Source organism: Shewanella mangrovi (assembly GCF_000753795.1).
GTDB lineage: Bacteria > Pseudomonadota > Gammaproteobacteria > Enterobacterales > Shewanellaceae > Shewanella > Shewanella mangrovi.
In genome coordinates, this window is the sequence record NZ_JPEO01000003.1 from 133,783 (window position 1) to 157,277 (window position 23,495).

21 protein-coding genes and 1 other RNA gene are annotated in these 23,495 nt (G+C 46.2%); 12 read left to right on the forward strand and 10 right to left on the reverse strand.

Annotation, left to right across the window (positions count from 1 at the left end):
- Positions 1-127 precede the first annotated feature (127 nt).
- From HR45_RS05765 to HR45_RS05775, 3 genes are all read right to left on the reverse strand, one after another.
- Complete coding sequence (locus HR45_RS05765) at positions 128-1,087, reverse strand: class I SAM-dependent methyltransferase (protein WP_037440665.1); 960 nt, start codon at positions 1,085-1,087, stop codon at positions 128-130.
- A 186-nt stretch (positions 1,088-1,273) separates the two neighbouring features.
- The gene (locus HR45_RS05770) at positions 1,274-3,883 is read right to left on the reverse strand and encodes a TonB-dependent receptor (protein WP_037440667.1); all 2,610 of its coding nucleotides are present in this window, start codon (positions 3,881-3,883) and stop codon (positions 1,274-1,276) included.
- A gap of 427 nt (positions 3,884-4,310) precedes the next feature.
- Positions 4,311-6,689, reverse strand: coding sequence for a DNA polymerase II (locus HR45_RS05775; protein ID WP_037440669.1), 2,379 nt, complete (start codon positions 6,687-6,689; stop codon positions 4,311-4,313).
- A gap of 87 nt (positions 6,690-6,776) precedes the next feature.
- Here HR45_RS05775 and dinG point away from each other — a divergent pair, with 87 nt between their 5' ends.
- Genes dinG through HR45_RS05805 form a run of 6 tightly spaced genes read left to right on the forward strand, consistent with a single transcriptional unit; the run spans position 6,777 to position 12,164 of the window.
- Positions 6,777-8,849 carry an ATP-dependent DNA helicase DinG gene (gene dinG, locus HR45_RS05780; protein ID WP_037440671.1) on the forward strand — a complete coding sequence of 691 codons (2,073 nt, stop codon included), beginning with the start codon at positions 6,777-6,779 and terminating at the stop codon, positions 8,847-8,849.
- A 12-nt stretch (positions 8,850-8,861) separates the two neighbouring features.
- Positions 8,862-9,632 carry a sulfite exporter TauE/SafE family protein gene (locus HR45_RS05785; RefSeq protein WP_037440672.1) on the forward strand — a complete coding sequence of 257 codons (771 nt, stop codon included), beginning with the start codon at positions 8,862-8,864 and terminating at the stop codon, positions 9,630-9,632.
- A complete protein-coding gene (locus tag HR45_RS05790) occupies positions 9,629-10,285 on the forward strand; it encodes a primosomal replication protein (RefSeq protein WP_037440674.1) in 657 nt (218 codons plus the stop codon). Before HR45_RS05785 ends, HR45_RS05790 begins: the two co-directional genes overlap by 4 nt.
- Positions 10,286-10,301: 16 nt before the next feature.
- Positions 10,302-10,967, forward strand: a complete 666-nt coding sequence (locus HR45_RS05795; RefSeq protein WP_037440677.1) for a DUF2057 domain-containing protein — start codon at positions 10,302-10,304, stop codon at positions 10,965-10,967.
- The gene (locus tag HR45_RS05800; protein WP_037440679.1) at positions 10,968-11,888 is read left to right on the forward strand and encodes a histone deacetylase family protein; all 921 of its coding nucleotides are present in this window, start codon (positions 10,968-10,970) and stop codon (positions 11,886-11,888) included.
- A gap of 3 nt (positions 11,889-11,891) precedes the next feature.
- Positions 11,892-12,164 (forward strand): late competence development ComFB family protein, encoded by a 273-nt coding sequence (locus HR45_RS05805; RefSeq protein ID WP_037440681.1) that lies wholly within the window; start codon positions 11,892-11,894, stop codon positions 12,162-12,164.
- 23 nt (positions 12,165-12,187) lie between these two features.
- Here HR45_RS05805 and ffs read toward each other — a convergent pair.
- The 7 genes from ffs to pspA all read right to left on the reverse strand — a co-directional run bounded on the left by ffs (position 12,188) and on the right by pspA (position 16,684).
- An RNA gene (gene ffs, locus HR45_RS19165) (signal recognition particle sRNA small type) lies at positions 12,188-12,285 on the reverse strand.
- A gap of 158 nt (positions 12,286-12,443) precedes the next feature.
- The gene (locus HR45_RS05810) at positions 12,444-12,749 is read right to left on the reverse strand and encodes a ComEA family DNA-binding protein (protein WP_037440683.1); all 306 of its coding nucleotides are present in this window, start codon (positions 12,747-12,749) and stop codon (positions 12,444-12,446) included.
- 101 nt (positions 12,750-12,850) lie between these two features.
- Positions 12,851-13,906 carry a TIGR01620 family protein gene (locus HR45_RS05815; RefSeq protein ID WP_052074547.1) on the reverse strand — a complete coding sequence of 352 codons (1,056 nt, stop codon included), beginning with the start codon at positions 13,904-13,906 and terminating at the stop codon, positions 12,851-12,853.
- Entirely contained in the window at positions 13,903-15,333 is a 1,431-nt protein-coding gene (locus HR45_RS05820) for a YcjX family GTP-binding protein (protein ID WP_037440686.1), read from the reverse strand. Before HR45_RS05820 ends, HR45_RS05815 begins: the two co-directional genes overlap by 4 nt.
- A gap of 40 nt (positions 15,334-15,373) precedes the next feature.
- Positions 15,374-15,757 (reverse strand): envelope stress response membrane protein PspC, encoded by a 384-nt coding sequence (gene pspC / locus HR45_RS05825; RefSeq protein WP_037440688.1) that lies wholly within the window; start codon positions 15,755-15,757, stop codon positions 15,374-15,376.
- Entirely contained in the window at positions 15,747-15,983 is a 237-nt protein-coding gene (gene pspB, locus HR45_RS05830; protein WP_037440690.1) for an envelope stress response membrane protein PspB, read from the reverse strand. The genes pspC and pspB overlap by 11 nt, the downstream gene beginning before the upstream one ends.
- Positions 15,984-16,003: 20 nt before the next feature.
- A complete protein-coding gene (gene pspA / locus HR45_RS05835) occupies positions 16,004-16,684 on the reverse strand; it encodes a phage shock protein PspA (RefSeq protein ID WP_037440692.1) in 681 nt (226 codons plus the stop codon).
- A 177-nt stretch (positions 16,685-16,861) separates the two neighbouring features.
- Between pspA and pspF the strand changes: the two genes are divergently transcribed.
- From pspF to HR45_RS05865, 6 genes are all read left to right on the forward strand, one after another.
- On the forward strand, positions 16,862-17,944 hold the full coding sequence (pspF, locus tag HR45_RS05840; protein WP_037440694.1) for a phage shock protein operon transcriptional activator: 1,083 nt from the start codon (positions 16,862-16,864) through the stop codon (positions 17,942-17,944).
- Between the two features lie 143 nt (positions 17,945-18,087).
- Positions 18,088-19,719, forward strand: coding sequence for an ABC transporter substrate-binding protein SapA (sapA, locus tag HR45_RS05845; RefSeq protein WP_037441395.1), 1,632 nt, complete (start codon positions 18,088-18,090; stop codon positions 19,717-19,719).
- Positions 19,719-20,750 carry an ABC transporter permease gene (locus tag HR45_RS05850; RefSeq protein ID WP_037440696.1) on the forward strand — a complete coding sequence of 344 codons (1,032 nt, stop codon included), beginning with the start codon at positions 19,719-19,721 and terminating at the stop codon, positions 20,748-20,750. The genes sapA and HR45_RS05850 overlap by 1 nt, the downstream gene beginning before the upstream one ends.
- Positions 20,737-21,627, forward strand: coding sequence for an ABC transporter permease subunit (locus tag HR45_RS05855; RefSeq protein WP_037440698.1), 891 nt, complete (start codon positions 20,737-20,739; stop codon positions 21,625-21,627). Before HR45_RS05850 ends, HR45_RS05855 begins: the two co-directional genes overlap by 14 nt.
- 2 nt (positions 21,628-21,629) lie before the next feature.
- Positions 21,630-22,637: an oligopeptide/dipeptide ABC transporter ATP-binding protein gene (locus tag HR45_RS05860; RefSeq protein WP_037440700.1), complete on the forward strand. Its 1,008-nt coding sequence runs from the start codon at positions 21,630-21,632 to the stop codon at positions 22,635-22,637.
- Positions 22,618-23,406 (forward strand): peptide ABC transporter ATP-binding protein, encoded by a 789-nt coding sequence (locus HR45_RS05865; protein ID WP_037440703.1) that lies wholly within the window; start codon positions 22,618-22,620, stop codon positions 23,404-23,406. The genes HR45_RS05860 and HR45_RS05865 overlap by 20 nt, the downstream gene beginning before the upstream one ends.
- Positions 23,407-23,495: the final 89 nt, after the last annotated feature.

Consider the following 23,495-nt stretch of genomic DNA (forward strand, 5'->3'; position numbering starts at 1 on the left):
ACGATTTCATCGAACTTTAGCCATGATTTAATCACGAAGCTAAACGCGTAAAAAACATCCAGATAGCTAAATTCCTTACGGCTTATCTAACGCGACCAAATCACTATAGTCAGGAAGGAGAATCCAATTAAGATGCTGCGTACTTTAATGCCACCAGTTGCCAAGCCAAAACTCGGCCATCTGACTCTTTTACTACTTTAATGAGCTCAATATTACATCCGCCTAAACATAGCTGTTCAAGCAATGCCAACACCTCTTGTTCATCTAATGCTGCGTTAACAAGTTGCGCCAATCTCTGCTTATGCGCATTCAATTCACCAAACACCTGGTCAATAAAGTCCAGCTTTTGCGCTACTGTCCATGAAATGCCAGTTTTAAAGAGATAATCAACCGCATTGGATATGCCAGCATTCTTATAACTTTCGTTATCTAACTCCCAAAGCATCTTCAGCTCTGCAAAAAATGCCTTGCGTAATCCTTCCAATCTCTCATCTCGCTGCGCCTGTCTAATGGCTTCGGCAGATGCCAAGTAGCCCATCTGTTCAACAAAATGCTTTAATTCTTGTGTTACGCGCTCCAGCTGGGGAGATGTCAAAAACTTAAGTTCTTGACTGTTCTGTTGAACAATAAACGAATCCTTGTTGTGCATGACAAGTACTAACTTGGCGTTAGTTTTCATCACCCGCAGGACTTCATCGATTGCTAGAGGCGAGAGTCCATATTCGAAGCCGAATTGCGAAACTACGTAATGGAAATGCTCTTTGTCGTAAGGTAATGCCGCTACATCTATGCCACTGCGCAGCGAAATATCGAGGGTGTTGCCGACAATGCAGTCCTTAACATTCGCTTTATCAACACCAATAATCGCTCCGGTTGCAGACTTAGCACTATATTTATCGAGTAGTAATGGGATAGCGCCGTTACCAGTACCGATATCAAGTACGTTAACCTCACCAACAAAGCTGTTCGCTACCGCTTGCCAAATGTTCAGTAGTGCTCCTTGGTAATTATCAATTGCACTACCAAAGGATGTTATCGCGCCTTGCTCCCAATATTGATCCCAACAGTTTTGCTCATTTTGAACCATCAGCCACAGTCTCCCGAATATGCGGACACTACCAATTAAAAAGCTATTTGAAATCGATGCGCGTTAGCGAGTTCACATCATTAAAGAACGTCATAACAGCTGAAACAACTCATAATTGGTTTATCTCAACCGACTTAAAATAAAAAAGCCCCCAGTCGGGGGCTTTTAAAGACTCATGACGAGTTATTAGAACTTCACAGTGTAAACTGCGCGATATTCACGACCGAAGTTGTTATACAGGTCAGCGTTATCGTAAGAACCACTAGAGCTCAACACTGGGTCTTCGTCAGTCAGATTATTAACAGCCAACTGGATGTTACCCCAATCACCAATATCATAGGTGTATGTGATGTTGTGGATCAGCCATGAATCCAAGTGACCAGTGTCATCGTCTTCATAGGTTGAACTGGTGTAGTTCATGTTCCAACCAAACTTATGATCGCCGATTGAGTATGTAGTGGTGAACACTGACTTATAGTCAGGTTGACCATTCCAGCCGGCAGTATCAGTAGCTGACGCACCACCTTCAACTTCTTCGATATAGTCAAACACGAAGCTGTTGGTCCAGTTGATGCGGAAGTCACCGATTGAAGTTTCAAACAGGCCACTCAAAGTAGCATCCAAGCCTTTGATTTGCAGCTTGTCACCGTTACCGTAACCAGTACCGACTTCTAGCGCACGGCCTAGAGTACCATCACTAGTCACTGCACGACGTACATAGAAGGTGTCACTAGTTTCCAATGTACCCGCAGCAATACCACGCATTACGTTAGTGATAGAACGTTGAGAGATAACGTCGTCAATCTTCAGATCAAAGTAATCCAGTTTGATTGACAGATTATCAATAATGTCCCAAGCCACACCGAAGTTGTAGTATTTAGAGCTTTCTGGACCTAAGTCTGGGTTAGCACTGATGTATGTATCAGTTTGACCGCGAGAACAATCAGCAGCTGAAATACCATTAGACTCACAGAATGGGTAGTCAGTACCGTATTCAGCAGAGAATGTAGTTGCAGCATGCAGCTGATCAAGAGAAGGTGCACGGAACGCTTCAGAATATGAAGCACGTACTACTACGTTATCCAGCGCTTGCCATCTTACAGAGACTTTAGGTGCAGTGTTGCTACCAAAGTCACTGTAGCTGTCGTAACGAACCGCCAAGTTCACTTCAACAGAGTCAACGACTGGCATTGCTGCTTCGTAGAACGCTGCCCATACATAACGGCTGCCGCCTGCAGAGTTACCCGCACTACCACCGATCAGACCTGCTTCAGACTGAGCGTCATATTTTGAACGATAATCTTGTTCGAAATATTCAGTACCGAAATAGTGAGCGATTTGACCGCCTGGCAGTTCAAACAGGTCAAAACCGATACCCGCGTTGATTTGCTGGAAGGTAGAGGTATCTTGGGTCAGCGTGGTGCCTTTCATGTTATTGGCACCTTCTTCTGACCCCAGGTCAATACCATTTTGCTCGTTGTAAGCAAGACCCGCGTAGCTCAGATAGTATTCACCGATAGATTTGTTATCGGCCATATTGTAGTGATAGTAAACTTCCCAAGTTGCATCGTTCCATGCAGAGATAGAGCCGCGCAAACCAGTTAAGTAATCTTGGTTATAGTCATCGACTTTACCGTCACGAGTACCGATGCCAACCCAGCGCCACAAACCATAAGCGCCATCTTCACCATATGGGTTATTAGGGTTGTCTGCACTCATGTTTTCCCATGCTGCAGCAGGAGGAGCATAGCGACCAAATGAACTGTTTTGGGTCAGCATAGTACGACCGAACCACTCAATATCATCAGTCAGCTGGTAGTTAGCATCAACATAAACAGTGTTACGAGACAGAGATGCTTTATTGTATGACACGTTAGCGTATGCATACATACAGTAGGTTGAACCAGGAACACCCCAGTCTTCGTCAGCGGCTACGTTAGCAAAAGTGTTGCTACCATATTGAGCAATCAAATCATCACACAATGGTGATGCTTGCGCTAAGTTGAATGATGGATCAATTACAGTTGCACCGTAATAACTCCAACCAATGGTTTCAGAATAAGCTTGGATGATGCCATCGCCATCTAAATCGTTCATGCTAGCCGCTGTATATGGGCGCGCACCATCAGAGATACCATCACGGTCTTGGTGGTCGAATGAGAAGGTGATGTTACCTTTATCAGCTTGATAACCTGCAGTGATAGAGAACTGCTTGCTGTTCATACCAGAGTCGTGTTGACGGCTACCTGCACCAGCAGTGAATTCAACACCTTGGTAGTTTTTCTTCATGATGATGTTAACTACACCAGCAATCGCATCAGAACCATAAGTAGATGAAGCACCATCTGTCAGGATTTCGATACGTTCAACTGCAGACATCGGAATAGCGTTAAGGTTAGCAGAACTGCCACCCATGGTTGGCGAACCAGGGAAGCGCTTGCCGTCAATCAACACCAGAGTACGTTCTGAACCTGCACCGCGCAAGTTGATGGTGGCTTGAGACTGAGCAGAGCTACCTGAACGTTCAGAGAATGAACCAAAAGAGTTCAGGTTACTGTTACGCAGTGCATCGGCAACAGTGAAGTTACCTTCAACTTTCATGTCTTCTGCACTGATGGTAGTAACAGGTGATGCACCTTCTAAATCGGTACGCGCAATACGAGAACCTGTAACTTCAATTCGCTCTACTTTCTTTTCTTCTTCAGCATATGAAGCAGTAGAAAACGAAGCAGCTACAACGCCACTCACTAAAGCAAAGTTCACTGCTCTAGCCAGTGCATTTTTCTTAACTATCATGCTATTTCTCCCTTGACTTATTATGTCACGCATCGTTTTTGTGCGCTTTTAACCTCACAATTCGTTACCACAAAGACAACTTTTGTGAAATTTAGGGGAAATAAGACCACAGCAGAAACAAATTATCAACAACATGATTCTTTAAGTAACACTTAATATACGGTTAATAAACATCGGTTTTTCAACAAAAACCGCATTTTTATCTCGTTCATTAAACAAAAATAGGAAAGTGATGAATATATAAAAGAAAACTGCCAATAAAAATGATGCTTCGTCTTGTCTTTTTTTTTGTGATGTTTACGTTTATTTGCACAATAAACAGCCAGCAAAATATAACAAAATGCTAAGTCGATATGAGATTCGGTGAAATGACGTTAAATTAGCGAAGTAAACTATTCAAAATTCGCCTTCTTCATAACATTAAATGTTAAATTTTAAATGCAAGTTGACTACTCATTAACTGGTCAAATTCGACACCGAGAATGTTTAATATAGGTTCAGCGATTGGACGAATCTGTTTATCCAAATAATATTGATAATCAGGGATAATATTGGGGGTTTCAATCGGTACCGCACCGTTATTGGTCATCACATACCTAATGCGGGTTCCCTTGCGACTATATTTGGCATCATGGGTCAACTCGACTAACCTCTGCGCGGCCTTGACATGAGGAATCGATTTAGATTGATACGCTGCAATATCACGACGTAAGCGTTTGCTGAACACCAACTCTGCGTCGCACTGACCGTCGGTAATACATTGCATCTGTTCGCGTAAATAAGCACAAACATCCTCATTATTAAAGAGTCGGCGATATAACTCATACTGAACCCGCTTCGCCAAAGGACTCCAATCACTGCGAACTTGCTCCATCCCTTTAAACACAAGTTCACTGTGCCCGTCGGTAAGTGATTTAAGGCCAACATAACGCTTCTTCGAGCCCTCATCAGAGCCTCGTAGCGTTGGCATCAAAAATTGACTGAAGTGATTATCAAACTCCAGCTCCAGATAGGAAGTCAGCCGAAAATGCGTATCAATATATTCCTGCCAAAGTTGGTTGATCTCTTTGGCCAGCTGATGACCAAATGCATGAATATCCTCAATTTGGTGTTGCTCTCCTAGCCAGATAAAGGTTGAGTCGGTATCACCATAAATGACGGTAAATCCCTTCGACTCAATCCATGCTTTGGTCTGTTGCATAATTTGATGACCCCGCATGGTAATAGAGCTTGCCAGCTTTGCATCATGAAAAACGCAACCTTTAGACCCCAACACTCCATAAAGCGAATTCATAATAATCTTGATCGCCTGTGAGAGCGGTTTGTTATCTTGCTTTTTGGCTTGCTCACGCGCATCGGCAAGCTTGCCAACCAAGTCAGGTAAAATATGCCCTTCTCGACTAAAGCGGGCACCGAGAAAGCCCTCAACAGTTTCATTTTCCGGTAAATATTTCGCCGTAACCAGCCCCAATGGGTCGACGAGGAAGGTGCGAATAATGGATGGATACAGGCTTTTAAAATCTAACACCAGTATGTCGCGATATAAGCCAGGAATAGAGTCCATCACGTAACCACCGGGGCTTTCTAAACCGTCACTTGCCGGCATTGCCGGCGCAACATAACCTGCGCGATGTAAATGCGGCAGATAAAGATTATTAAACGCGGCGACCGATGCGCCGACACGACCAAACTCCAACCCGGTTAACTGAGCTCTGGCAACAGCGAAAGCCAACAAGTCAGTTTGTTTAAAGATATCCCAAACCAAACGGCAATCAGTTAGGTTGTAATGCGCCAGTGATAACTTATCTTCAGCAAACATTCGATTGATTTCACTGACTTTATGCTGACTAGCATGTTCAATCGTCTTCCCCTCGCCCAATAAGGCTTTGGCGACAAAATCTAAGGCAAAGCTCTCAAATTGATAAAAAGCGGCTTTTAGCCAATCAATACCGTCGAGCACTACCCGCCCGGGTAATACCATTGTTTCTGGGCGATATGTCCCTTCGACAAGCCACTCAAGCGCCGAGTAAAAACGGCCAAAATTGGCGGGAATACCCAGTGCCGTGCAGCGCTTCGATAACAGTGCCAAATCGAACGCTATCACAGACCAGCCGATGATCACGTCAGGGTCCCAGTCTTGAAACCAGTCAATTAACGCGGTGAGTAACGCGCCTTCATTTGCCACCCAGACGATATCCTGAGGCGTTGACTGCGGCTGCCCCACCATAAATACTTTCGCGATGCTATTTGTGCCATCGGTAGCTGCACCATAAACCGCGGCGGAATAAAGTTGTCCGTCTGGCGCACATTCGAGATCGAGCGAGACAACTTTCATTGGTATATCAACAGCACGAGTTGCCCGCGCCTTTGTCGCGCTAAACACTGGAAGAGTTGCAGAATGTCCTTGAACAAATTGCCCGTAAAACTCCGCATCCAAGGCAATATAACGTTCGATCAAAAAACGTTGTTGCGGCTTAATTTCGGACTCATAGAGCGCAATATTTTTATCTCGCGCACTTGCCAAAATCGCCCGCGTCGTTGCTGGCGTTGACGAATAGACGGCAGCCACGGGCATGTTATCAAAGCTTTTGAGTGCGACACTGCGGTGCTGTGCGTTATGATGATGTGCCAGCAGTTGCGGAGCCTGACTATCATTGACGAAAAACACCTGCTCCGCGTCGGCCACCTCAACCAACACAGGTCCTTGGGCAGTGTTAAGGTAATACTGTAAAACGCTGCAGGCGTTATGACGACGCCAATGTCTCGTCAGGACTCGCCCGCTAACGGTCTGGTATTGTTTAGTCAACTTATCATTCCAATGTGCCGAATTATCGGTTATCAGTCAGCGCAATTACTGTTAATATATACAGGAATTCTTAAAGGAAAGCACTGAATGCTTGCAGCCCACGTCAAAACGCAAATCAGAGAAATCTACAAGCAGATAGCCACCTCACTACCCAACTTTCGCTCTCGACGCGAGCAAAACTACATGGTGGCAGAAATATCAAAAACGCTGGCGGGTGATTATGATAAGCAGCGCAAAATCATCGTAATTGAAGCCGGAACGGGTATTGGTAAATCTCTGGCCTATATTCTAGGCACTATTCCTTTAGCCATGGCCAGCAATAAGAAGGTCTGTATTTCTACCGCTACCGTGGCGTTGCAAGAACAGCTATTACACAAAGACCTACCGTTTTTTCTACAGCACAGTGGTATCGATTTTCGCTTTGGGCTCGTAAAAGGCCGTCAGCGCTACGCTTGTATCTCTAAGATGGAGATGATGATTGGCGATAATGGCGGCGAGCAGTTAGCCATGTGGCAAACCAAACCGGATCAAAGCCAAGTACAGCAAATCCAACAGATGCTGACCGATTACCGTCAGGGGCGTTGGAATGGCGAACTCGACTCCTTAAAAACACCGATTCCAGATCATCTATGGCAACAGATTGCGTCAGATAAGCATTCCTGTCACAAGCAACTGGCGGGTCACAGTCAGTGTCCGTTTCATAAAGCCCGTGAAGATATGGAAGAGTGGGACGTGCTTATCGCCAATCATAGCCTGTTACTGGCCGATCTTGAGCTTGGTGGCGGCGTTATTTTGCCTGAACCCGAAAACCTATTTTACGTTATTGACGAAGCACACCATCTCCCTACTGTTGCTCGCGATTTTTCAAGTGCTCAAGGAACGCTTCGCGGCGCAGGCGATTGGCTCGAAAAACTGCAAAAAACAACGGCAAAGCTGCAAACTCAGATCAAAAGCAACTACATCATCGCGCCTGCACAAGCGATGCTAGATCGCATTGAGGAGCTGTCGTCTTTGCTGCAAAAAGTGGCGCATTTTTGCGATAACCAACCCAAATTCTTCGCCAATGAAGAAGGCCGCTGGCGCTTTGTGAATGGTAAATTGCCCGATGCATTGACCATTCTCTCGGGCAACTTAGCCACTGCAGCTAACGAAGCACTAAAGCAGTTCAATAAGATGCAGATGTTGCTGTCTGAAAGTATTAAGGATGGCGAAATTCCAAAACATCAAGCAGATGGTCTAGTGTCAGAATGCGGCTTTATGCTGCAACGCCTAGAAAACATGCAAAAACTGTGGAAAATGATGGCAAAAGAAGATAATCCCAAAGGTGCACCGACCGCTCGCTGGATTGAACGCATCAATGGCAAGCAACAGGATTATCTCTGCAGCGCATCACCTATCGAAGTCGGCTTTATGTTGGAACATCTGCTGTGGGAAAAAGCAGGCGGTGTCGTACTCTGTAGTGCAACCTTAAGAGCACTCAACAGCTTTGATCATTTTGCTTATCAGGTGGGTCTGTCACCACGAGATGGCAGCCGCTATCTCGCACTACAATCGCCGTTCGATTTCGAAAATAATGCCACGCTGTACCTGCCAAAAATGGATACTGAACCCGCAGAAGACGCTTACACCGACGAATTGGCAAAGCAAATCAAGCAATTGGTCGAGGGAGAAACGGCAACACTTGTGCTGTTTGCCTCATACTGGCAAATGGAGAAAGTATCCCAATTACTTGAAGGGAAACTGCCGGTCACTCCGTTGCTGCAAGGCTCATCACCGCGGCAGACCTTGCTAGAAGCGCACAAAACACGTTGCGATGCTGGTCAGCCAAGCATTATCTTCGGCACTGGAAGTTTCTCTGAAGGTCTTGATTTACCTGGTGATTACTTAACTAACCTTATCGTCACCAAATTGCCATTTGCGGTGCCCACCTCCCCCGTTGAGCAAGCGCATTCTGAGTACGTTAAGTTAAAGGGTGGCAATCCATTTTTACAACTCACCATCCCCGATGCATCCCGTAAGCTGATCCAGAGTTGCGGCCGTCTCTTGCGAAAAGAGGAAGATTATGGCCGAATTACCATCCTCGATCGGCGCTTAGTCAGCAAACGTTACGGTAAATCGCTGCTGGATGCGCTACCGCCTTACCGCCGTGTAATTGAATAGATTGGGCTTTGAGTGGAAATTCTTTCTTCAAGTATTAATTGGATAGTGTTGGCTGGCGCTGGCTTATTTGCTGGCTTTATTGATGCCATCGTTGGCGGCGGTGGCCTGCTTTCGATTCCTGCATTACTGAGCGTTGGCATGCCTGCTCACCTGTCATTAGGCACCAATAAGCTCGCATCTTCGATGAGTTCCTCAACCGCCGCCTACACCTACTATAAAAAGCATTTGCTCAACCCTCGTCTATGGAAAACCTGTTTTGCCGCAACTGCCGTTGGCGCTGTTGTCGGTAGCATGATGGTGTATTTAGTTGACGGCGACTTGTTAGAAAAAATTCTCCCCGTAATCGTGATTCTTGTCGCCTTATACAGTTTGTTGTTTAAAAAGGTTCTGCACGGAGAATTCAATCCACCGAAGTATCAGCCCAGAACTAAAAGGCAAATAGCGCAAGGCCTGTTGCTTGGCGGTTATGACGGGTTTGCAGGCCCCGGTATTGGATCGATGTGGATTGTCAGCAGCCGTATGTTATACAAGCTGTCATTTTTAAAAAGCTGCGCGCTATCGCGGGCAATGACCTTTGTGAGCAATATTGTTGCTCTCAGCATCTTCTTCTACCACGGTAAGGTAGATATTGCGGTAGGCATGCTATTAGGCGGTTCAATGATGCTGGGATCATATATTGGTGCTCATTCGGCCATTCGCTTTGGTCTACCTTTTATCCGTCCGCTGTTTGTGACGATTGTTATTGCAATTGCCATTCACCTTAGCTGGAACGCATGGACATGAATACCGCACAGCTGATCGAAAAGCTCAAGCAACAGCTGAAACAGCTGGAACAAGAAGTCTTGCAACACGACCAAGCACAATCCGCCAAAGATTTACGCCTGCTTGAGCATCTAGAGCGATTTGAACAAACACTATTTCATCAAAGCGGCGGGAAGCTCTACCCTTGTATCGCGCAGCTCGAAACCAGTTTACGACAATTGGAAAAACAGCTCGCTGCAGGAATTTCGCCAGCACTATTGCAAGCCAGTTGTGAGCGGATTGCTGATCGATTTGTTGCACTAAAACGCGCTATTTCAACCACTGCCATTGATTTAAAAGCGCAGCAGCAAAATAAAAACAGTAAAAAAGTCGTATATCAGCGTAAGATGCAACAGCGTCATACTGATGCCGGTTTTGGATGGATTGCCGCAGAGGTAATGCGTAACAGCCACCAGCTGTACGAAGAGCTGAATAAACATCTTAATTGGGAGAAGAAAATTCAGTTCAAGATAGAGCAATTACAAGCTCAGCTTGACAACTGTCACATTACTGAAAAAATTGCTGTTCAGAATGACCTGCTCGCCATGCATAAACGTTTGGGGAAATGCCGGCAAGCAATTAATTATATTGAAGATCGTATTCAATTATTTGAGCGCCCAAATAAACATTCCTAATTGTTAAGGAGCAACGATGAAACCTATAACGACCGTTTCAGCCCTGTTCGCGCTGATTTGCTCATCCTCTGTATTCGCCGCCAATCTCAAAATTCCAATGGCGTTTGAATATCTCGCACTTGATGGCACTCAGATTGAAACTAACCATTTCACCCATAAAGCTGATTTGGCGTTAACTGGCGGTACTCACAAAATCGCCATTCGATACAGCGACGTCTATGATGATCCTTTGTCAGAAAGCCCTAATTTCATTAAGTCATCACCTTTTATCGTGACCATTAATGTTGATGATGCAGCAAATTATGAACTAACACCGGCGAAGAAAATTACCGATCCCGAAGCATTTGCCAAAGCACCTAAAGTAGTGATCAGCCAAGCTAACGGTGGCGCAGCAGATTACTCAGTTCAACAAACCAACATTCAGGAAAATTCATTCCTCGGACGTTTATTTAGTGTGGGTCAACAAGGTCCGGAAGTTGATGTGGCGGCAGCTGCCGTTACCGGTGGTAAGCCAATTCCTCAGCCTGTAGCTCAGCCTACCGCGGTTGAGGCAATGACGGCTTCACCAGCGAGCCAGGCCCAGCAACCAAATCAAGCAGGTCAAATGCTGCAGTATTGGTGGCAACAAGCCGATGAAAAAACACGTAAAGAATTCATGAGCTGGGCAATCAAGCAACTCTAAGTGGTTATTCCCGTCGTGTATCACGCCAGCTATTCACAGCTGGCGTTACCCTCACAACATAGATTTCCCATCAACAAATACCGATTGTTGCACGATTGGTTGCAACACAGCCAACATTCACGTTATTGCAAAATCCATACACCTGAGCGGGTTCAGCTAAGTATCATCAAACAAGTGCATGATGCTGAATATGTGGATGGGCTTATTAATGGCTCTCTCGACGCCAAGCAGTTACGTCGAATCGGCTTTCCTTGGTCCTCAGAATTAATTGAACGTACACTGTTCTCCATCGGCGGCACACTGCTCGCGGCCAAGCTAGCCCTTGAACATGGCATAGCAACTCAGATCAGCGGTGGTTACCATCATGCCCACGCAAACTTTGGTAGTGGCTTTTGTCTATTTAACGATCTGGTCATCGCCGCCAACCAACTTATTGCCGAAAAGGCTGTTAGCAAAGTCCTTATCTTTGATTGCGACGTGCATCAGGGAGATGGCACAGCAACGCTGACAAGCAACAGAACTGACATCATCAGTAGCTCATTACACTGCGAGAAGAATTTTCCAGCTCGAAAAGCACATTCACATCACGATTTAACCTTTGCAAAAGGTACAGGTGATAGCGAATACCTTAAGCTGATTGAACAAGTGTTACCGTTATTACTCAGCACCTATCAGCCTGATTTGATCATGTTTGATGCAGGGGTTGACGTGCATCAAGGAGATGAACTTGGGCTCATAAATCTTTCAGATGCTGGCCTGTTACGACGTGAACGACTTGTACTCAATATTGCAAAACGTGCTGACATTCCAATTGTTTGCGTTGCTGGCGGCGGATATTGTCGCGACACGCTACAATTGGTAAATCGGCATAGCAAATTGTATATCGCCGCAACGGATTTGTTCTGTGAGACAGGAGAATAAGGAATGCAGCTGGATATCCGTAATTACTACGAAGTGATGTTGATGGAAATATTGTCTGAAGAAGGGTTATTAGACGAACTTCCAGAAGATTATATTGCTGATTTAGCCTGCGTAACACTGAACCAGTTGCCCGTTCGCTACGTGCATCACTTAGTGGACACCTATTTTTATGAAGACCTTAATGAACAACAGAATATGCGTAATGAGATTTACGAAGCACTTGAAAAGTCGCGGGCTTTTTTAAAGAGTCGCTTGATGAAAACAGCAGAGGAATAACAGACGTTGCGGTATTGGAGGTTCCCCCAGAGCCAACACCCCGGCACATGAGTCGCTTGCTACGGTTGCTTCCTTCCGGACCTGGCCGAGTTCACAAGTTATCATTGCGGGGGGACCCTGGGGTCACCATTGCTTTGCCAAAGGTATTGACCTACGACAACGGCCGGAATTATCCATGAAGCAGCCAAGGTGATCAAGGTTAAACTGCAATTCCGTCGCTGACTGTGCACTCCATATACAAAAAGTCCGCATATGCGGACTTTTTAATAAACACGACCGTTACAACATTAAGATGTCAGCATTTTTCTCAATGAGCTTTTTGCCAATACCTTTCACTTCTGACAACTGCTCTATCGATTCAAATTTGCCGTGACTATCTCGATAATCAACAATCGCCTGCGCTTTAGCTTCACCGATCCCTTTAAGGAGCTGCAGCTCCGCAACCGATGCAGTGTTGATGCTGATTTTTTGCAGAGCTTGAGTTGCTTCAACAGGTTTGACCAACTCGTCATTCGCATGCGCGGTAAACGCCAGTGGGGTTAATAACAGTGCTACAGCTAACAGTCCATATTGGGTAATTCTCATCGTCTATCCTCCGGTAAATTCCATATCACAGCGCGAGTCGATAATTCCGTTTTCCGTGACCCGCAACAAAAGTGTAGACAATTGTTTAAAAAACTACCAAATTAGCGTTTTGTTGGCTCGGTATCGCGAGTTTCTCTGTGTTTGCTAGGCGCCATACGACTTTTGAGCTCCGATAGTAGTTCCATGTGAATTTTGGCTAAGCTCGGCATGTTCTTCTGTGTAAATTTCATCGGACGACATAAACGCATCGCTTGGATCCCTAAACGGGCTGTCAACAATCCACCACCTAGCCCCTGAGCTAATCGGGCAGATAGTTTTCCAGTCATCTCCATCGATAACATCTGACTACCAAAGTCAGTCATCAATTCTGTAGTGCCGGCATAGACAATATTCCAAAAAATCCCACGAATAAGCCTTATTCGGCTCCAATAACCCAACTCTATCCCGTAGCAAGCAGCAATATCATTAATCATCGCTTGGTTGCGCCACAACACCAACGCCATATCCAATAACGCGAATGGGCTTACCGCGAGGATAAGCGAAGACTGCAACGCATATTTGCGGACAATTTTGCGTGCGGCAATATCGCGGTCATCCAATACCAAAGACTCGAACAGTCGCAGCTGCTCCGCATCATTTTGATCGGGTGAAAGACTCCGTTTTAGCGCTGCCGTTGAACGTTTCGCATCTGCTGGAAGGCGTGTGATAATGCGGTCAATAAACGCCTGAGATTCCCCTATTTGGACACTGTCTCGCAGCCGCTCTGCGATTTGCTGAGCTTCATCATTACGCTTTAGTCGCCGTAAATAACGCCATTCTTTTAGTATTAATACCAACACCCACAATACCAGCACTCCAGCGATCGCGCTGTACAACAAAAATAACCACGGACTTTGTTGCCATGCATCAACGAGTGTGATGATTAGCTGGGTGACGATGCCAACGGCTAGCGCCATCAACGCCAGTCGAGTTAACCATGAACGACGTTTAGGCTTTAAAGCTTGCTCAGGTAATTGCTCGACCTGTTCGGTAAACGCATCGGTTTTACTCGCTAACTCTTGCCATTCAATAATATCGGCCTGCTCAAATAGCTTGCGCTGCCGCAGTTTTGGGGGCGGTGTGGTATCCGTTGGACTGTCAGATTGATTCTGCTTCACGACAGCTTATCTCCTAATAAAAACTCGAGCAGATGATCTAAGCGGATATGCTCAAACGCTTGGTCAGCCGCAATGTGCGGCGGTGCGAAATCGACAAACTGAAAACCCTGTTGCTGCCAGAACTCATCATTAGGCAAAGTTTTCGGCACTTCTCCCGGATATAACGTCACCGTATTGCGATTATCAAGCGCGGTACCACTCACGACCGACACCTCTCCTAGTTGCCGATCTTTTGCCATACCGTAGCGAGTAGTCTTGATGGCACTCACCGCCATAGCTTCGACCAAACAACCACTATTGTCGGCATTTTGCCAACCCGGTTGTAACAGCTGCTTAAGCAATGACAAAGCGTTCCCTTGTTGCTCCCGCGTTATTTGATCTACTTTGCTAACGGCAAACAGTAAACGGTCGATTTTAGGTGAAAACACACGCTGCCAAAATCCACCTTTGCCAAAGCGGAAACTTTGATTGAGTGCATTGAGTGCATTGGCCATATCTTCAAATTGAGCACGGCCACGATTTAGCGCGCCCAATACATCCACTAACACTAGCTGCCGGTCAAAATCCTCGAAGTAGCGCTGATAAAAAGGCTTTACCACTTGCTTAACATAAGCGCTGTAACGCTTCTCGAGGTTATTGATAAGCTGGTTTTTTATCGGAGTGCCTTCGGCATTTCGTAGCAGTTGCCTTGGTAAGGGGAAAAAAGACAGCAGTGGCGTTCCCTGCAGATCGCCCGGTAGCAGTAGGCGTCCAGGTTGCGCCAAATAAAACCCGCGTTGGTGTACAAGTTCTTCTAACAGTTGGCGATAACTATCGCTCACCGATGCCAGTGTTTCATCAGCAGGTTCGGCATCTAGCTCCAGAAGCGTTAACTTACTAATAAATTCGCTATAGCCAGAGGTTTTAGTGATAGGACTTTGCGGCGCAAGTAGTTGCTCACTCCATTCAATAAAGCTTTGCTGCAACATAGGTAAATCAAGCAACCATTCACCTGGATAATCGACGATATCCAGATGCAACGTAGCCTTATCGGTGAGGCTCGATAACCACCCAGACTTGGGCTGATAATCAATCGCAAGACGTAGCTCGCTGATGTTAGTGGTCGATTGCGGCCATTTCGGCAATTCGGCTCGCAACGTTTGCATGGCATTCTCGTAACCAAAACTCGCGATATTTAAATCAGGTTGACGTTCACGACGCGCGCCAAGAAAGCGCTGCTGCATACACACGGAAAACAGCGGTAAGCCCCCGTATGGAGGTTGTGTATCCGCTGTTAGCAGTTTTTCCACAAGAGAAGTAATAAACGCGGTTTTACCAGCGCCAGATAAACCAGTAACCGCCAAGCGAAGATGACGGTCGGTGGTGCGATAGCCAATATCCTTGGCTTTTTGTTCGAGTTGATGCCAACGTTGCTTAAAGTCTGCCATAACTCTCCAGAAAAAAGGGGCAGCGATGCTGCCCTTGGGATTAGAGATTATTGATTTGCCGTTTTAGCTCATATTGATCTGAGGTGACATAGGTTTCAATGGCTCTCAATCTGCTTTCAAGTGTATGAAATTTGGCACTCACATCTTGTAAAGCTTGTTTAGCTGGCTCCCCTGCCTGCCACACCTTTTTCTTAACTGACAGATCTGTTGGATCGTTGTCTGCGTTAAGTGGTTTTTCATCCAGAATCATCCATAACGCAATATAAGCAACAAACACTACACCAGAACCACCAAGAAGGAATATGGACACTACCGCAACACGCACTAGCCATGTTTCCAGATTAAAGTATTCTGCTATCCCTGCACAAACCCCAGCTACCTTACCCGCTTTACGGTTGCGATACAGCGTACGTTTATCTTTCATGACGTTGTCTCCACTCGGGCGACTCTGCATCTAAGATAGACTCTAGGGTGCCAATCCGCTGAGTCATTTTATCTGCTTTGTCGACTAGCTCATTTAGCAGATTGAACTCTTCTTCGGTTAATCCCTGACTCACTTGGCGTTTGCTGCGATAGTGAAGAATCAACCAGATAGGCGCTACAAATATGATAAATAGAATTATCGGCGCCATCAGGATATCCAGATCCATAATACCCTCCCCGTGGTCAATTAGTTAGCTGCGCTGTCTTTGCCTTTCATTTTAGCCTTTAATGCGGCCAATTCGTCGCTGACAGCATCATCGGCTTTTAGTGCAGCAAACTCATCATCCAGTTTGTTCTTCTTGCTGCCAAGCTCATACGCTTCCACTTCTGCTTCAATATTTTCGATGCGACGTTCATATTGCTCAAACTTCATCATCGCAGTATCGATTTTGCTGGAATCAAGCTGCTTTTTCACTTCCAGACGAGAAGAAGCGGTCTGCTTGCGCATGATGATGCTCTTCTGGCGAGCACGGGCATCAGCCAGTTTCTCTTGCAACTGCACCACTTCGTCTTTTAAGCGGGCAATATGTTCATCCACCACATCCAGCTCTTTGCTCAGCGTATCAACGGTAGCAGCAATTTTCTGCTTTTCGATCAACGCGGCCTTAGCTAAGTCTTCACGATCTTTAGTCAAGGCTAACTCAGCTTTTGACTGCCAATCAGCAACTTGCTCTTCCAACTTACCGATGCGACGGATAAGTTCTTTCTTCTCGGCTAACACTTTGGCAGAGGTAGAACGCACTTCCACCAAGGTATCTTCCATTTCCTGAATAATCAGGCGCACCATTTTTTCTGGATCTTCTGCCTTGTCGAGCAAAGCACTGATATTAGAGTTAATGATGTCGGCAAAACGTGTAAAAATTCCCATAATCCTGTCCTCAAAATTACTGTAGAACGCCCTAACGTTAATACAGATTCTGTGCCAACTTTGTATTTATTTTATTATTCAGCATGTTACATAAAAAATAACTTTTTCTTTATTTATTCTTTACAGCCACATATTATGGATTTCACCACTTATTAGCGATAAAGACCAACAGAAATCGTGGCTAAGACTAATCAACAAGAAAACCTTATCGGGCAATCAAATGCGTTTTTAGAGGTTCTTGAGCATGTATCTCAGGTGGCGCCTTTGTCTAAGCCGGTACTGATTATCGGTGAACGTGGAACCGGTAAAGAGCTTATCGCTGAACGTCTGCATTTTCTATCCCAACGTTGGGATCAGAGCTTTGTAAAACTCAATTGTGGTTCGTTGAGCGAAAGTTTGCTGGAAAGCGAACTTTTCGGCCATGAGTCTGGCGCATTTACTGGCGCACGTAACCGTCATGAAGGTCGTTTTGAACGAGCAGATGGCGGCACACTTTTTCTCGACGAATTAGCCAATACCTCAGGATTAGTGCAAGAAAAGCTGCTGCGCGTCATTGAATATGGCGAATATGAACGAGTGGGTGGCAGTAAAACCTTGCATGCTGATGTCAGGTTGGTTTGTGCTGCAAACGAAGATTTACCATCACTTGCGGAAGCCGGCGAATTTCGTGCAGATCTGCTCGATAGACTCGCCTTTGATGTGATCACCCTGCCACCGCTACGTTATCGCCAGGAAGATATTTTGCCGCTCGCAGAATATTTTGCCGTCAGCATGGCAAGACAGTTGAAAATGGAGCTGTTTACCGGCTTCAGCCGTCAAGCCGAACAAGCACTCCTTGATTATCCTTGGCCAGGGAATATCCGTGAATTGAAAAATGTGGTGGAGCGCAGTGTATACCGCCATGGTGATGAGCAAGAGCAGATCGATAACATAGTGTTAGATCCGTTTGATTCGCCTTTTAGACCAAAATCGCGGGTCAAAACCAAAGAACGTCAGGTGGCAACTGATATTTCATCCTCTGCGACCGAATCTTCATCCGATGAATCAAAGATTGAGTTTTCCGCAGCGCCACCAGCCGGTACGACACATCATTTTCCACTCGACTTCAAGCAGGAAACAGAAGCCTTTGAAGTCAGCTTAATTCAGCAAGCTCTGGCCGACAGCCAATATAATCAAAAGAAAACCGCCGAATTACTCGGACTCAGTTATCACCAACTGCGCGGAATATTAAAGAAATACAATTTGCTGGACAAAAATTGAGGGAATTGCCGAGCCGTTGCCTAGACTGTTAGAATGGCCGATACGCTTATGCATTTTTAACAAGTTACATGGAATTGTCCAAGTTGCACTCACCATTCGGAAAGTTATCCGACGCAGGCGTGTTTGAGCTGCACAATCTGATAATGAATAACACCACAAGATGTTTTCGTAGCGCATTTACCTTAATGTGTGTGTTGGCATGTCTCACCGGTTGTGAACAAAAACAGTTGCCCGACGGCCTTGTGTACTGCTCTGAGGGCAACCCTGAGAGTTTCAATCCTCAAGTCGTCACCTCGGGGACAACCATTGATGCGACCTCCCATCAGATCTATAACCGCCTGATTGATGACGACTCGATACGTAACGATTTTGTACCGGCGCTGGCAACATCCTGGAAAGTCTCAGACGATGGTATGACCTATGAGTTTACTTTACGTGAGGATGTTAAATTCCACACAACGCCATTTTTTCATCCAACACGTAAGATGAACGCGGATGATGTGGTGTTCTCATTTGACCGCATTGTCAACAGCGATAACCCTTTTCACAATACTGCGTTACGTGGTTTCCCTTACTTTGAAAGCATCGGCTTCGCCAAATTGATTAAGTCGATCACTAAGCTAGACGATTATCGAGTGCGTTTTGTTCTTAACCATCCAGACGCCTCGTTTTTAGCCAATCTCGCCACCGACTTTGCAGTAGTGCTATCAAAAGAGTATGCCGAACAGCTGTTGCAACAAAAAAAGCCACAGCTGCTTGATTCTCAGGCGGTTGGCACAGGGCCATACCAATTAGTAGAGTATGTTAAGAACGAATATATCCGCTATTTGCGTAACCCTGACTATTGGGGAGTGCAACCAGAAGCTACTCAATTAGTCTTTGATATCACTCCACGCAGCACCGTGCGGTTATCAAAATTAATTGTAGGTGATTGCAGTATTTCAGCCCTGCCCAAAGCTGGCGAACTGCCAGTCGCCAGAGAGCACGATGAGCTTGAAGTCGATAGTCGTCCAGGGATGAACGTGGCCTATTGGGCGCTTAACACACAAAAGCCGCCGTTTAATGATATTAGAGTACGCCAAGCACTTGCCTACGCAATTGATAAACGCAGTTTACTGAATGCTGTTTATCACGATACCGCTGTAGTAGCCTCCGGAATTTTACCGCCCTCTTCTTGGGCCTACCCTAACGACGCAACAGAGCTCAGTTACGATCCGCAAAAAGCGAAAGAGTTGTTAGCTAGCGCTGGCGTAAAACATCTAACCATCGATATCTGGGCCATGCCCGTCGCGCGTAGCTACAACCCCAATCCCCAAAAGACAGCAGAACTACTGCAAGCAGACCTCAACGCTGTTGGTATTCACGTGAATATTATCAGCTTTGATTGGAGTGTTTTTACGCAGCGACTGGCGAATAGTGATTACGATTCCGTGATTATTGGCTGGAGTGCCGACAACAGCGATCCTGATAACTTCTTTACGCCGTTACTGAGTTGTGGCTCGGTTAATTCTCACAACAACTGGGCTAAATGGTGTAACAAGGATTTTGACCAGCTATTAAGTCAGGCCAAAGACATCACAGATAAAGAAGGCCGCAAGCAACTTTATCGCGCTGCAGAGCAAATTGTTGGCGAACAAGTGCCACTTATTCCGCTCGCCTACGCGCAACGCATGTTACTTAAACGCAAAACCGCACCAGCGGTTACCTTAATGCCATTTGGCGGCATCTCCTTTGATGCCACAACGGCGGCAAACACGTCCGGGGGGCAACACTAATGGGTCGTTACCTCCTTAGACGCCTTAACCTATTTATAGCCACCTCCCTTGTGCTGATAGCGATTCTGTTTTTCGCAACACGGTTATTTCCGGCAGAACTTAACTATGCGCTCAGTGGTATTGCCCTGCCAACGTCTGAGCAGCAGTTACAAATCCAACATGATTTTGCCTTGGATAAAAGCACCTTAAGACAATTTTTTGCCTATAGCGCTGAACGTCTGAGTGGTAATTTTGGTATTTCAGTAACCTCGCAACGTCCAGTCAGTGGAGAACTGCTAGGCGTGTTGCCCGCATCCTTCGAACTGGCATTTGTCGCGGGATTGCTGGCGTTAATAGTGGGTGTCCCACTCGGCGTAATCTCTGCGCTAAGCCGCAGTAAGTCATTACAAAAGCTGATTATGGCGGTCACGCTTACTGGCTATTCAATTCCGGTATTTTGGCTGGGGCTGCTGTTATCGTTATGGTTTGGAGTGCAACTCGGTTGGTTACCTATCTCTGGACAGATCAACCTGCTCTATCAAATTCCGAAAGTCACCGGCTTTATGCTACTTGATACCCTGCTGTTTGATGGTACGTATAAATGGGCAGCGTTTATTGATGCGCTACAACACATCATCATGCCCGCGTGTACCTTAGCGGTATTGCCATTCACTGTTGTGGTACGTATTACTCGAACGGCCATGATCAGTGTAATGAATCAAACCTATATCCGCGCCGCTGAGGCCCGAGGCTTATCCAATACCAGCATCATCCTGAAGCATGCACTGCCAAATGCATTAATACCTTTACTCAAACACCTCGGCCTAATGTTAGGCCCATTTGCAAGTTACGCGATTGTAGTTGAGGTAATTTTCTCATGGCCCGGCATTGGCGCTTGGCTGGTGTCGGGTATTTATCAGCGCGATTATACCGTTATCCAAGGTGGTATTTTTGCCGTGGCACTGGTCATTATCTTCTTCAGTATCCTGATTGAAGTACTCTATACCGCTGCTAATCCGGTGAGCAGGAAGGACATGTATGGGACGAACTAAGCTTTATCTCGACGATGACATTCCGTCTCACGGTAAACGCATCTGGCGCTTATTCGCGGCAAAACCCCAAGCATTAGCAGGCTTGTGGGGCGTGGTGTTGTTATTGCTGTTAGCCATGTTTGGCGATTATATCGCCCCCTATGCTGCAGAATATCAAGATCAGGCCGCGCTACTGATGCCTCCGTCATGGAGCAATCAAGGCGACGTCAGTCATTTCTTAGGCACTGACGATTTAGGTCGAGACATTTTTAGCCGTTTGCTGCACGGGGCGCAGTACACTTTTGGCGTCGCATTTTCGGTCGTACTGACAGCGCTGATTGTCGGCGTGGTAATCGGTTCGATTTCTGGCATGATGCGCGGTCTCAAGTCCAGCATCTTGGGACACCTGCTAGATGCGCTGTTATCAATTCCATCGCTGTTAATGGCCATTTTGGTAGTGGCGGTCACAGGTCCAGGGCTAGAAAATGTATTTTGGGCGGTGGGCATATCGCTCACACCACAGTTTGTTAGATCGATTCATCAAACCGTGCATGATGAGTTACAAAAAGAATATGTCACAGCAGCGAGCCTCGATGGCGCCAATGCGCTACAGATTTTCTGGTATGTGATTATGCCAAACGTCTGGGAAACCGTGATTATTCAAACCACTTTAGCAATGTCAGCCGCAATTTTAGATATTGCCGCGTTAGGTTTTCTAAACTTAGGTGCACAAGCACCGATGCCTGAGTGGGGCGCCATGGTGCTACAGGGGTTGGATAACTTCCTCACCTCGCCATGGACCGTCACCATTCCGGGCGTTGCCATTTTGCTCAGCGTGTTATCGGTTAACCTTGTGGGTGACGGACTGCGATCCGCACTGGCGCCGATGAGAAACTAATTATGCCATTACTTGATGTTCGCAATCTCACCATTGAGTTAGATACCCCACAAGGACCAGCCAAAGCGCTGGAACGGGTGAGTTTAACGATTAACGCTGGTGAGATGCATGGATTGATTGGCGAGTCTGGCTCAGGCCGCAGCTTGCTGGCTCGGGCAATTTTAGGGATCCACGATCCAAGCTGGAAGATCACCGCCGACCGCCTGATGTGGGACGGCAAAAACCTGATGGATATGCCAAGACAAGAACGGCGCAGCCTGATGGGTGATGAAATTTCGATGATTTTCCAAGATCCATCAGGCAGTTTTAACCCAACGTATACTGTCGGCCACCAGTTGCTGGAAGCAATTCCTAAAGGCAATAAATGGACCTTTTGGCGCCATACTCGAGAGAAAAAACTACTGGCACAAAAATGGCTGCACAAGGTGGGAATTAAAAACCCACGTAAAGTGTTTTATAGCTATCCGTGGGAACTGTCTGAAGGTGAATGCCAAAAGGTGATGATAGCAATGGCATTGGCCAAGCAGCCGCGACTATTGATTGCAGATGAACCCACCGCCTCAATGGAGCCAAGTACTCAGGCACAAATCTACCGTTTGCTGACCCAGCTAAACCAATTGCAAAACGTTACTGTGTTACTGATCAGCCATGAGTTAGACACCCTTTCCAACTGGTGTAATCGCATGACGGTCCTATATTGCGGTCAAGTGATGGAGTCGGGGCCGACGGCTGAATTGATGTCTCAGCCAAACCATCCATACACCAAGGCGCTCTTGGACAATATGCCAGACTACAGCACCAATGTACGGCATAAGAAATTAATGCCTACATTGCCTGGGTCGGTACCTGCATTACGTCATCTACCGATTGGTTGTCGTCTTGGCCCCCGTTGCCCAGAAGCTAGAAGACAATGCGTTAAGCAACCCATGCTGAGTCACTACAAAGACCGCTATTTCGCTTGTCATTTCCCCTACCAAGATGAGGTCGATGATGACGACACCCTTACTTAGAGTTATCGACCTAAAGAAGCGCTATTTCGCAGGCTATAAGGGCTTTAGTGCACAATATAACGAGGCTCTGCAACCAGTCTCCTTTGATCTGCTGCCCGGCGAGACACTTGCTATTGTGGGGGAAGCTGGTTCAGGTAAGAGTACCCTCGCCCGCATCTTGGTTGGCGCCGAAAAGCGTTCTGGAGGGGAAATCTACTACCAAGGGCAATCGTGGGATAGTAAGAATCTTAAGCAACGTTGCCGCTTGATTCGCATGATTTTCCAGGACCCAACCACCTCCTTAAATCCACGTCTGACTATCGGTGATTTGTTACAAGAACCACTGCGGTTTAATACCAACTTATCGCCTAAAGCGCGTGAAGAACAAGTGGTGGAGACCTTACGCAAAGTTGGTCTGTTACCTGAACACGCGGAGTTCTATCCGCATATGATTTCAGAGGGACAAAAGCAGCGGGTCGCGGTAGCACGCGCTCTGATGCTTAACCCTAAAATTATTATTGCTGACGAGGCGCTATCTGCGCTGGATCTATCCGTTAGAGCGCAAATCCTCAATCTGCTGTTAAGTTTGCAGAAAGAACTGGGCTTGTCCTATATTTTCGTCAGCCATAATCTTAACGTAGTGCGTTATATCAGCGACAAAGTGATGGTGTTGAATAAAGGAGAAATGGTGGAGTTTTCGACCACTGAGGAACTTTTTACCAACCCACAGCACGAATATACGCAACGCTTATTACAAGAACAGCTGCAGTTAATACGCCAAAAAGCGTAATCAAACTGCTCCAACCACTTGGATAGTAGTACCAATTACAACGGAATTACTTATCCTAGTGACAATTTTTCTGGAACATAAAGTAGACG